11 protein-coding genes and 2 pseudogenes are annotated in these 11,827 nt (G+C 36.9%); 7 read left to right on the plus strand and 6 right to left on the minus strand.

Annotation, left to right across the window (positions count from 1 at the left end):
* Nucleotides 1-301 precede the first annotated feature (301 nt).
* The gene (locus tag E5Y90_RS16650) at nt 302-898 is read left to right on the plus strand and encodes a LysE family translocator (RefSeq protein ID WP_074163998.1); all 597 of its coding nucleotides are present in this window, start codon (nt 302-304) and stop codon (nt 896-898) included.
* Nucleotides 899-925: 27 nt separating this feature from the next.
* Here the strand turns inward: E5Y90_RS16650 and E5Y90_RS16655 are convergent, their stop codons facing one another.
* A complete protein-coding gene (locus E5Y90_RS16655) occupies nt 926-1,744 on the minus strand; it encodes an AraC family transcriptional regulator (RefSeq protein ID WP_096902758.1) in 819 nt (272 codons plus the stop codon).
* 251 nt (nt 1,745-1,995) lie between these two features.
* Nucleotides 1,996-2,562 (minus strand): recombinase family protein, encoded by a 567-nt coding sequence (locus tag E5Y90_RS16660; RefSeq protein WP_000678311.1) that lies wholly within the window; start codon nt 2,560-2,562, stop codon nt 1,996-1,998.
* A 449-nt stretch (nt 2,563-3,011) separates the two neighbouring features.
* Between E5Y90_RS16660 and E5Y90_RS16665 the strand changes: the two genes are divergently transcribed.
* From E5Y90_RS16665 to E5Y90_RS16680, 4 genes are all read left to right on the plus strand, one after another.
* Nucleotides 3,012-3,857, plus strand: a complete 846-nt coding sequence (locus E5Y90_RS16665) for an abortive infection family protein (RefSeq protein WP_096902437.1) — start codon at nt 3,012-3,014, stop codon at nt 3,855-3,857.
* A 132-nt stretch (nt 3,858-3,989) separates the two neighbouring features.
* Complete coding sequence (locus E5Y90_RS16670; protein WP_096902452.1) at nt 3,990-4,631, plus strand: pentapeptide repeat-containing protein; 642 nt, start codon at nt 3,990-3,992, stop codon at nt 4,629-4,631.
* Nucleotides 4,632-4,898: 267 nt separating this feature from the next.
* Nucleotides 4,899-5,210, plus strand: coding sequence for a hypothetical protein (locus E5Y90_RS16675; protein ID WP_096902438.1), 312 nt, complete (start codon nt 4,899-4,901; stop codon nt 5,208-5,210).
* A gap of 91 nt (nt 5,211-5,301) precedes the next feature.
* Complete coding sequence (locus E5Y90_RS16680; RefSeq protein ID WP_096902439.1) at nt 5,302-6,186, plus strand: hypothetical protein; 885 nt, start codon at nt 5,302-5,304, stop codon at nt 6,184-6,186.
* Nucleotides 6,187-6,327: 141 nt separating this feature from the next.
* Here the strand turns inward: E5Y90_RS16680 and E5Y90_RS16685 are convergent, their stop codons facing one another.
* Nucleotides 6,328-6,864 (minus strand): GNAT family N-acetyltransferase, encoded by a 537-nt coding sequence (locus tag E5Y90_RS16685; RefSeq protein WP_174660684.1) that lies wholly within the window; start codon nt 6,862-6,864, stop codon nt 6,328-6,330.
* A complete protein-coding gene (locus E5Y90_RS16690) occupies nt 6,818-7,174 on the minus strand; it encodes a DUF1778 domain-containing protein (RefSeq protein WP_096902441.1) in 357 nt (118 codons plus the stop codon). Before E5Y90_RS16690 ends, E5Y90_RS16685 begins: the two co-directional genes overlap by 47 nt.
* 318 nt (nt 7,175-7,492) lie before the next feature.
* On the opposite strand from E5Y90_RS16690, the pseudogene E5Y90_RS16695 reads away from it, so the two are divergent.
* Together E5Y90_RS16695 and E5Y90_RS16700 are read left to right on the plus strand one after the other, a co-directional pair.
* Nucleotides 7,493-9,060 (plus strand): annotated as a pseudogene (locus E5Y90_RS16695) (type I restriction-modification system subunit M).
* Complete coding sequence (locus tag E5Y90_RS16700) at nt 9,060-9,500, plus strand: restriction endonuclease subunit S (protein WP_174660685.1); 441 nt, start codon at nt 9,060-9,062, stop codon at nt 9,498-9,500. The pseudogene E5Y90_RS16695 and the gene E5Y90_RS16700 overlap by 1 nt, the downstream one beginning before the upstream one ends.
* Here E5Y90_RS16700 and E5Y90_RS16705 read toward each other — a convergent pair.
* Nucleotides 9,489-9,713: pseudogene (locus E5Y90_RS16705) on the minus strand (hypothetical protein); the annotation flags it as partial. The gene E5Y90_RS16700 and the pseudogene E5Y90_RS16705 overlap by 12 nt on opposite strands.
* 63 nt (nt 9,714-9,776) lie before the next feature.
* Nucleotides 9,777-11,816, minus strand: coding sequence for a protease Lon-related BREX system protein BrxL (brxL, locus tag E5Y90_RS16710; RefSeq protein WP_174660687.1), 2,040 nt, complete (start codon nt 11,814-11,816; stop codon nt 9,777-9,779).
* Between the last annotated feature and the right edge of the window lie 11 nt (nt 11,817-11,827).

Consider the following 11,827-nt stretch of genomic DNA (forward strand, 5'->3'; position numbering starts at 1 on the left):
ACGCTTAAACAGCGTGGCTTGTAAATTAGTATAAATAATTTTGTTGTTCTACAATTTTGATCGTATCTTAGTTTTTTCTCATAGTTCATGAACTTTAAAATTCTAAACCAAGACTAATATTTATATAAGCAATTGAAAATACAATACATAGTTTCTTTATACACTTATGAAGTGAACTTTAGGTGAACATAAGTTAAATAGAAATTTTTAATTAGTTCAGCACAAACGTACAATCTTTAAGGCCTATAACTCGATACCGTTCTCTCTTTGATGTTTATTGCTATCTAATTGAGTGAACTCTGTGGAAATATTTCTTTATACATTAAGCGTTATGTATAGCCCAGGCCCTGTAAATTTTATGGGGCTAAATTCTGGCCTTACAGGTCAATTAAAAAAGACTATAGGATTTTACCTAGGCATTGGTTTCGCCATGTTGATCTTATTCGTATTGTTTGGCTATATAGGTGAAGCTGTTATTCCACATGGATTGATTCATTATATTGCTTTAGCGGGTGCAATTTATACATTCTACTTGGCTATAAAAATGATTAGGGCGAATGTAGAAACAACTCAACAGCAAGAAAGCCATCTAACATTCTTAAATGGCTTATTTATTCAGTTATTAAATCCAAAAGCCATTCTCGTCATTCTACCTGTTACGACAATTATGTACCCTGCAGCCAAAATCACAGGAATCATGATCTTGATAGTTTCTTTACTGATTTCACTTGGTGCTGTTGGCGCACCATTCACCTATGCTCTGGTTGGAAAAGTATTAGGCAACAAAATTGCTAATCCTATCTGGTTTAATCGGCTAAATAAGCTGATGGGTATACTCTTGATTTTATCAGGGCTTTTTATGTTCAAAGATTTTCTTAATGGAATAAATCTGCTGTAGGACAAATTAGCCGTTCAAATCGAACGGCTATCTTTTAATATTTATCATTTTCCATTGAGTGGGAGTTAAACCAAATGTTTTTATAAAATGTCTGGTCATATGACTCTGATCAAAAAAGCCTGCATTTAAAGCAGCATTAACAATAGACTCCCCTTGAGCAAGGTAGAACTTAACTGTTTCTAAGCGACGCATGATCATATAACGGTGTGGGCTAGTTCCAAATAATAATCGGAAATCACGAGAAAGGCTCCAGCGGTCACGATCAGCATGTTTCTCTAAATCTGACAAACTTAAGTTTTCATGTGGATACGCCAAAATACACTCACGCGCTCTCTCTGCTGCCTTGTAGTCAAATTTTTTGTTTTGGTTAGATGAAGTATCTGAAATTTCACACAGTGTAGTTGCCAAATCAAATAGAGCATCTTCCTCTTCTAGGGTATCCATATAATTATTTATATTATTTAGAAAGCTATCCATTGCCCTAAACAGGCGAATATCATTACTTAAGCCATGTCTGATAAAAGGCAAAGGTTTACCCTTTAAAATGGTTTGGATCATCGCTGGTTCGGTGTAAATCATTCTATAGCGATAGCCATCTAATGTTCCTGATTCACCATCATGCTTTTCATCCGGGTGTAGAACCATAGTCATGCCTGGCAAGCTATGTTGCAATGTACCTTTGTAATGAAAGTTTTGAACTCCGGAAAGAGTCCTGCCAATAGCATAAGTATCATGTCGGTGAGGTTTATAAGCATAATTGGAAAGAAATGCTTCAATTCTTTCTAATTTATGATTTTGAGTGGGGGATCTCACAATCCAATTATTTCCACTGGAGAAATCAGGCATAATTGATGGCCAATTTTTCGTAGATTCTATTGTAGATTATTTTTCACTTTTCCTAAAATTAACATAATACACGTTATACGTAATGCTTGATATTTCTCTTTAAATATCATTATATTAAAGCAAGCCGTTCTGAAATATAGGGCACCAGCAGAGCGGCTTTTTATTGATTATTCATGTTCCACGCTTAAAATTCGAACAGTGTTTCATGATTTTTATAAGTTAAACTAAATTTAGTTGCTAATCCCAATAAGCTATTCACTAACTTGTAAATATCGGTATACCGCCTGACGACTAATCCCAAAAGCTTTCCCTAATGCCATTTTCGATGGATACTTCCCCTCCTTCCATGCTTGTCGTAAAGCTTCAGCTTGGTCAGGCTTTAGTTTATGCACCCGACCTTTGTACTTCCCCTGAGCAGAGGCGAGTTTTATTCCTTCCTTTTGCCGCTCTAAAATGATCTCACGTTCGAACTGTGCAAAAGCACCCATCATTTGAAGCATCAAATTATCCATCGGGGTGGATTCGGCTGTAAAAGTAATATTTTCTTTTACAAACTGGATGGCGATCCCTCGTTTGACCAGTTTATCTACTTCAGTGACCAAATCTTTTAGGCTTCGCGCAAAACGATCCATTGAATGTACAATCACCCTGTCCCCTTCCCGGACATAGTTCAACATTTCCTGAAATTTAGGTCGGTCAGTATTTTTACCTGAAGCACGGTCAACAAAAATCCGGTCGACCTCAATTCCTTCAAGTTGACGTCCAGTGTTTTGCTCGACAGAACTTACCCGGACATACCCTACTTTTTGGCCTTTCACTTTTTCACGCCCCAATTGGATAAAAATGAACAATTTCGTAAATTATAATTCTTTAACACTAAAGTTACATGTTACTTATGATTAAAAATCATTTAAATGATACATAATTTCATGAACTTCCAGATTGTAACTTTAGGGTATAGTCTAAATTTACTAGTTTTGGATACATATTTTGGTCTTATTCATAAGAAGCTGAAAAAGTAATTAGTTAATTACTTTCAATTCAGCAGTAAAACTGATTCAATTCATGGAACACTATCTTGAATAGTGAGTATGGAACATGAAAAAATATAAAAAAAACCTCGATTGGAAAAAAGTGGCTTTAAATATTGAACTATAGCTTTGAAAAATAAAAGATTTATGTGTAACTATTCCTATCATTACACTATTGCCTATAGATAGTGCCATAATTAGTAATATATAAATTTTACATTTACTGAATTAAACCGATGAAATTATCTGACTTTTCTACTCAACGTATTGGCGAATATATAGCTGGGGACCTCGAAGGCTGGCCCTATAGACGTGGGGTCGATCTTGTGGAATTTTTCAATAAAATGGGCTTTAGGGAAACCTATGGACAAGGTTTTCCAAGCCGTGCTATTTATGCAAAAGAAAAAGTTTCTGAACTGAATGGTAAGCCCAAGCTAAAAGATGTCATTCGAGAAATGCTTGACCCTAGGCTCTGGATCGATCTTACGCCTAAGGGTCATTTAGTAGAAACTTGTGCTGCTCAAGTCAATGAAATTTTAAATTATGATGGCTATGAAGTAGTTAGAGATGGAAATTTTTACAAAGTACGAGAGTTAGCTGGAACAATTATTGAAATTGAGAATAGATTTGAAAAATCTGAAGAACTTAGTGAACTTCTTATAGAAGAACAAATCCAAAAATGTAAAGCTAAAATTGAGGCTGAAGACTACTCTGGTGCCATAACTAATGCACGTAGCTTAATTGAAGCAGTGTGTGTGAAAATTGAAGCTGAACTAGATCCTAATGCTAAAGGAAATGATGGAGACTTAGTTAAAATTTTTAATCGAGTAAGAAAGCTATTAAATCTAGATCCAAGCAGGCAGGATATTTCTGACTCGCTTAAACAAGTTTTGTCAGGGCTATCTAATATAATTAATGGCCTTGCCACTATGAGAAATAAAATGTCTGATGCACATGGTGTAACCTATAAACCAAGTAGACACCATGCAAAGCTCGCAGTAAATTCTGCCAAAACACTTGCAGACTTCTTATTTGATACAATGAGCTATCAGATAGAGAATGGTCATCTAAAAGGAAAATAAGAAGTTCTTAATTTTCATAGAAAACAGCCGTGATCTTAGATTAGGGCTCCGTATAATCCGTATCATGTTAATTGTAGGAATTCTTAATCTATAGTCTTGTAATATATTTTTTATTTTCACTTATAAATGTTTATGTCTAAGCTACCTAGGTTTTCAAAAAAGAATAGAAATCTTCGAAAGAACTATTCTAATTTACTACTATCAAAATCTATTTCTTCTAAATTATCATTTAATAATACTATGTTTTTTAATGTAAATCTTAGAGGATCGAGATTAAGAAAATGTTCATTTAATACCACAAATATCTTTTTATCAGATTTTTCCGGAGTAATTTTAAATGGCTCTAAATTTAAGAATGTTCACTTTAAAAAATGTGTATTTTATGCAACTATTTTCCGTAAATGTAAGTTTATAAATTGCAAATTTGATCAGTGCATTTTTATCAATACTAATACTCAAGAATTTACTGAAAGTATTTTAAGCAACTGTATTGAATCGAATTTTTACCAACTTAAAGAACTAAAAACCTCTATAGCTGATCTATCTGAATATAAGTCAATTCCCATATTACAAAAAAATAGACTTTTACATTTAAAAGGAGGAAAGATTAATAAAGCAACATTTTCTATTCTTTTATCAGAATTCTCTGAAGAAAATATCCTTTTAGCTTTATCTTTAATTTTCTTTGATGATTCTTACAGTAAGCCTAAAATATTAAGTACCTTTAAACTTTTAGAAGTAATCAAAATGACTATTGACAACATGCAGCCATAAATAGACTATTAAATAGCTCTGCCCCATCCAATCGAAAGGTTGGATAACTAAGACAAATATTGGGAGCTTTTGTTTGGATACAACAATTCAATCACTAGTCTAATAGCTAACATTCTGGGAGGGCTTGCTATGGTAGGAAATATTGCGACTGTTGTTGGTTTTTCAGCTTTAATTTTTACACTTTTACTTGAAAAAGTAGGAAATAGTTTGACCTTTCGATTGTTTGGGGTGTGTTATAAATCACCTAATTAATGTTGGGAGTAAGTTATGGATATTGTCAATCGTGCTTTGGTTCGTTCATTAGCAACAACTATTGTGAAATTAGAAAAAGAAGAAGAAAAGCAATTTAATCCAAGTTCTGTAGTGGATGTTTGGAATACTAAATACGATTTAGTTGAACCAGCTCAATTGCCCACCTTACAGAAACAAGTAACCTTAGAAGTACATGCTGAACGCCATGCTACTACTAACTCTCTAAATATTTCAGCACAAGGTATGGCTTCACTTAAAGTAGATCAAGTCTTCGGTAATTTATCTTTGGCTCCTACTGGGTTAGATATAGATCCTGAAGCAATTTAGGGTTGTTAAAAAATTAATTTCAGAATCGCTCTCTAATAATCAAGATTAGTAGGGCGATTTTTTAATTATTATATTCTTATAGGTACTAGTATTGTCTGATTCAATAGTTTTACAACTTCAAAGTTTAGCTTCGGATCCCAATAGTAATATTGAGGAGTTATTAAATAAATCTTTATTAGTGGCGAGAAAGCTAAAAATAAAAGAATTTAGAAAATGGTGTGAGTTAGAACTAGAAGGATATGAAAAAAATACGCTTCCTGAATATCGTAAGTTTAGAGGGCAACTGAAAGTATTTAATCCTTATCATGGCTTTCAGACTTTTATTATTCCAGATGATCTAGATGAAGTTGTCACATCTATTTCTATTAATCTGTCCGTTGGCGAAATAAATAATTTACTAAAACAAGACGGTGATTCTTTTGAAAATGTTATAAGTAACCAAGCGAAACGCCAATTGATGTCTCTGCAAGGTGGATATGACTTAGAGCCCAGGGTTATATTTAAGAGAAGTCAGTTATTAGGAATAACCTCAAAATTAAGAAATATTATTTTGAATTGGTCCTTACAATTAGAAGAAGATGGAATCCTGGGTAAAGGTCTTAAATTTAGCGATAAGGAAAAAGAAGCTGCAATGTCTGTAAATCATTTCAATATTCAAAACCTGCAGGGTGTTGCAGGGACAATATCTGGTGGAACAATTAATCAAAATAATCAGATTAACATAAAAGAAATGGATTTTGATTCTTTGGCTAAATATCTTGCAGCTAATAATATAGCTTTCTCTGACATTCAAACTTTAAAAGAAGCAATTCAGCATGATTCTATACCTACAGAGTCAAATAAACTTGGTGAAAATGTCAGTGGTTGGATTGCAACAATGATGGGGAAGGCTGCAAATGGCTCTTGGGATATTGGGATAGCTACTGCAGGAACATTACTGGCACAATCGATAGCAAGTTTCTATGGTTTAGGTTAATCATATTAAAACTGGATAGTTGCTGATTCAGTCATATCTGTGGTCAGATTTTTAGGAAGATTTACAGTTATTTTATCCTCCTCTGAATGCACACCCCCTAACGTCGGTTAGGGGGTTATTTTAAACTTGCTACACATATGATTAGAGTAATGATTGCACAAACACGAGGGAATTCTGGTATCTCTGTAAACCTTGCTTATCATAGAATCTAGCTGATTTTTCATCAGCAGCATTCAAATATAAAATTGAACATTGTGGATTCTCTGCGGCAAACTCTCGAGCTAGTGAGATACCCTCAATTAATAGGGTTTCACCAAAACCTCTATCTCGATAATCTTGATCAACAGCTAAAAAACAAACTTCCAAAGCCTGAGTCCCTGTAGGCAATTGCAGCTTCTGCTTAAAACTATTTGGGAGATTGGTTCTATATTTTAAAATAATAAATCCCACAATTTTATTTGGGGATATCAAATATAATACTGAATACGGGCGCTTCTTACGTAATTCCTTGTCAGGAACAATCTTCATAAATGTTTTATGAATATTCAGATATTTTTCTTCTAATTTAAAATCTTTTCGGCTTTTTAGTTGATCGGGGGTCAACTCGTCAAAATCACAAAGTTGAAATTGATTAAGTGAATAGCTTTCGACGAGCTGATTTGTAGGTGATCCCTGCATTACGTTTTTTTACCTCTAGCTGCTCTAACTTCTGTACAAGCGTATTGTTGTCAGAAAACTTAGAGTTTAATTGTGTTCTTAACCATGCAAGTTCTTCTTTAGATTTAAGACTTAATAATGCAATATCTTCAAAGTAGATATCAGCTAAAGCCTGCTTAAGAATTGCTTGCTCCATATATTTGCTGATGGATAAACCACCAATCTTTGCTGCACGAGCCACTACGTCATGGACAGACTTGTCAACACGAGTAGTCATGCGAGAGACATTGCTATCTCTTTTTTGTTCCTGTGGTGAAACATAAGTTTTCATAACTATTTCCATTACTAAGTTCCGAAGTATTAAGTCATTGACTGTTGACGATGTCAGATACCAGTGTGATCATTACTTCAAGAATTAAACAACTGCAAAAAAAGCAGATAAATTCCCACAAATAAATTTTAGTATAAAATTTATGAAAAGTAAATTTTTTTTTGACGCCATTTTATTGGATCTTAAGAATTCTAAAAATCCGTTTAACATAAAATCTCATACACCCAATTCGGGTATTAGGAACCAAAAACCTAATTTTTATAAGCAGATACTCGCTATACTTAAGCAAATTTAGGTATTACTAGAGATTCTTGCTTCATGACTCAACTTCAACAACTACAAAAACATCTTTGGAATATTGCGAACGATTTACGTGGAAAAATGGGAGCTGATGAGTTCCGTGACTACATTCTCGGCTTCATTTTCTACAAATACCTGTCTGAAAAAGCAATTACGTTTGCCAATGAATTACTTAAAGATGAAGGCTTGGCAGAACAATACCATCAACTTGATGAAAATAACCCTGATCACGCTGAACTGATTGACGGTATCAAAGAAAACTCAGTAGAAGAAGTCGGCTATGCCCTAGCTCCAAAGCAGCTGTTCCACACAATTGCTGAACGTGGTCGTCAAGGTGAATTCATTCTTGATGAACTTTCAAATACCTTACGAGAAATCGAACGTAGTACTTTGGGTGCTGAATCTGAAGATGACTTCGCCAATCTATTTGAAGATCTCGACCTTAATTCAACCAAACTCGGCAACAATGCCAACGATCGTAATGAATTGGTCAGCAAAGTACTGACACACCTAGACAACATCGATTTTGATCTCAGTAACTCAGAATCAGATGTATTAGGTGATGCATATGAATATTTGATTGGTGAGTTTGCCTCTGGTGCAGGTAAAAAAGCAGGCGAATTCTATACACCTCAAACCGTATCCACCTTGCTTGCAAAGATCGTAACTCAAGGCAAACAACGCCTGCGTTCAGTATATGATCCGACTTGTGGTTCAGGCTCATTACTTTTACGTGTAAAACGTGAAGTTCAAGATGTCGATTGATTTACGGCCAAGAGATGAACCGTACCACCTACAACCTGGCACGAATGAACATGATTCTGCATGATGTTCACTTTGCTAAATTCGATATCAAGCAAGAAGATACCCTCACTCGCCCACAGCACATTGATCAGCGTTTTGAAGCAGTGGTCGCCAATCCTCCATTCTCAGCTAAATGGTCAGCAGATCCAATCTTCTTACAAGACGAGCGTTTTAGCCGTTTTGGTAAGCTTGCACCAAGTTCAAAAGCGGATATGGCTTTTGTTCAGCACATGCTTCATCAACTCGATCACAACGGCACGATGGCAGTTGTTCTTCCGCATGGTGTGTTATTTCGTGGTTCAAGCGAAGGTGTAATCCGTCAATACCTTATCGAAAAACTGAACGTGATTGATACTGTAATTGGCTTACCTGCCAACATTTTCTACGGCACATCTATTCCAACTTGTATTTTGGTGCTGAAGAAAAACCGTGAGCATACAGGCAATATTCTATTTATTGATGCCAGCAATGACTTCGAAAAACAAAAGAACCAAAACAAGCTGTTGCCAGAGCATATTGAAAACATCATTGCGGCCTATGAAAACCGCCAAGACATTGAAAAATATGCCAAGGTTGCTACGTTGCAAGAAGTGAAAAATAACGATTACAACCTCAATATTCCTCGTTATGTCGATACCTTTGAAGCTGAAGATGAAATTGATCTGAATGCCATTGCGCAGCAACTCAAAGAACTTGAAGAACAAAGCAAAAGTACCGACAAAGTCATTGCTGAATTCTGCAAAGAGCTTGGCATTGATTCACCTTTTGCGGAGGTGAAGTAATGACTGCACCAAAGTTAAGATTTAAAGAGTTTGATGGGGATTGGAATTCTTCAGCTCTTGTGGATATAAGCCAAATTATTACAGGCAGTACACCAACTACATCTAAACGAGAATATTATAATGGTGAGTTCTTATTTGTTAGCCCTGCAGATATACAAGAAAATCGTTATATTGAAACAACAAAAACGACATTAACAGTAGAAGGTTTTGATAAGTGCAGACATATACCTGAAAACTCGGTTCTTTTTGTTTGTATTGGTTCGACAATTGGAAAAGTTGCACAAAATAAAGTTACTTGTGCAACTAATCAGCAAATAAATGCGGTTATTCCAAACAAAGGGTATTCCTCTGATTTTTTATACTTACAGTTAAAAAAACTAGCACCTAATATTAAATTAAATGCTGGAGCGCAGGCAGTACCATTAATTAATATCATTTAATTCAAGTTCAGAGTTCATCATTGGTCTTTCTAAATTTTTAACTGACGGGATTATAGCTAAAGACCAGCAAAAGGCTTCATCTTGTGAAAATATATCTTGATTTTTATATAAGAAAGCATTCACTTCTTTCTTTTCAATACCAAGAGTTTTGGCAATTTCTCTAGCAGTAAGTTTGGGCTGTTTAACCAAAATAGCTGTTATTAAATCCTTCATGTGATTCATATTTCCTAATCATTTCAAAAGCTTTTCTCTTTAACTGATTTATACAGAATCAACTCAATCCACACCCAGAGCTTTAAATACCGCATCTACGGGATCTGCATAGAAGCTGGTCTGAAACTTTGTAAACAGTTCCACAGGAATCGTAGGGATATCTGCCGCACTACTCATTGGTAAGGCGACCTTCTTGGCACCAGCATCAAAAGCAACCTGAAGGCATTCAGCAATACTTTCCACCGGTGTCACAGAACCACCCAAGCTCATATCACCCAGTACCACCATCTGACTTTGTATTGGACGTCCTAATAGGCCAGAGGCGAAAGCCACTAAACTTGGCAGAGCAAGATGGCTGAGTGGGCCGGTATTCTGTAATTCCACCACATGTAAGTGGAAATCATGTTCCAGCACCTTACTGCCCCCCGAGATTCGAGATGCATTGGCTTTGAAGTAGTCAAATGCGATCTTGACCTGCTCCTTGGCACTGCTTGAATTCCATAAGCCTGATGTCGCCAATTTTCCTGAACCTTTGGTCACTTGAAGTTCTAAGCGGTATAACCCCGGCATGCCTTTATTACTGAGCCCGATGGTATATAAGAAACCTGGCTTGGCTGGACCTTCGGGAATCAGTCCGCCACCACCCTGCTCTTTGACTGATACAAAATGTTCTTCGAGCGTCTCATTATCAATGTAGCTGAAATGAACATCATAGAATTCCATACCACCAATTTTCTTCAGCTGCTCTTTGACCCGACGGCGTACCTGCAGCGCATATTCCAGACACTGGCGTACATCTTCTTTATTAAACTGACCGTGTGGGTAGAGCAACTTCATCAATCCAGAAACCGTCTTGCGAACGGCAATCACATCGCGCTGATTCAGGTTATTCCCTAGCTTGAAGTACTTCTCAATGGCATCCGCAAAACTACGCTTACGCATTTCCCGGAAGAATTCAGCAAGATAATCAACGATTAGACCATAACGGTTGGTAAAGAATTCCGGACGCATTTTTGGAATTTCCCAACCCGGGATATAGGCATGAAAGCGATCAAAGAATGCTGAATCGATCATTGCTTCAGGAAAAGGAGCCAATAAGTGGCTAGTCTTCACCAAGGATTCCACACTTTGGTTGATATTACCCACAAAAACCATCGAAGCTGAGGCTTCCATCTGTTCACGACCACGGGCAAAAGATCCTGAGGCCATGTAGTCTTTCATGATCTGTACGCCATCTTTGTCCTTAAAGGAAATACCGGCAACTTCATCAAAGGCCACCACATCCCACAACCCCACCAGACCAATACGGCGGCTACTCATGTTATAGAACAGATTGGCGACAGTGGTTTGCCCACCTGAAACTAGAATACTATTCGGTGAACACTCTTTGTAAATATGGCTTTTCCCGGTACCGCGTGGTCCAAGTTCACAGACGTTATAGTTATTTTCAACGAACGGAACCATACGCGCTAATAGGTGCCATTGCACATCCTCTTTTAGCGAAGCCGGTTCCATGCCGATCGAACGGATTAAACTCTCGCGCCACTGATCAGTGCTTAATGCTGCTCTGCCACTGAAAAGTTCATCCATATTCATATTCGGCATTTGAATCGGCTTGAGTAAGCTCACGCCAAATGGAGAACTGGTCTGCCCTTCATCAAAGTAGTAGCTGAGTGTGGCGATGACCCAGATACCACCGACCAGCAGCTTTTCATACTCTTTGACGATGCCTGCCGAGATTTCAGCATCTTTGATGCCCAGATTACTAAATGATGCTTCGTATTTGTCTTTACGCTCATTCAGCTTTACGGTCACCCGATCAATGACCTTATAACTGCCCCGTTCACGGACCAGGGATTTCACCTTCTCGGCTTCATCCGGTCGGACGTAGTTCTCAGCCAGTACGGTCTTTACGTTACGTAGTCCCTGTTCAATGATCTCTGGATCATCCGAGGCACAGTACATCCCCAGCAGGTATTCGAGTACATAGACAGGGACATTTGCCCCTTCTTTGATCAGTTTAGTCAGATCCTTACGTACCACCCGCCCAGCAAAGTGTTCATTCAGCAGCTGATCCAGTTCTTTATCGTTAGCAGATTCCATGTAGGCTACGC

The sequence above is a fragment of the Acinetobacter sp. 10FS3-1 genome (assembly GCF_013343215.1).
GTDB lineage: Bacteria > Pseudomonadota > Gammaproteobacteria > Pseudomonadales > Moraxellaceae > Acinetobacter > Acinetobacter lwoffii_C.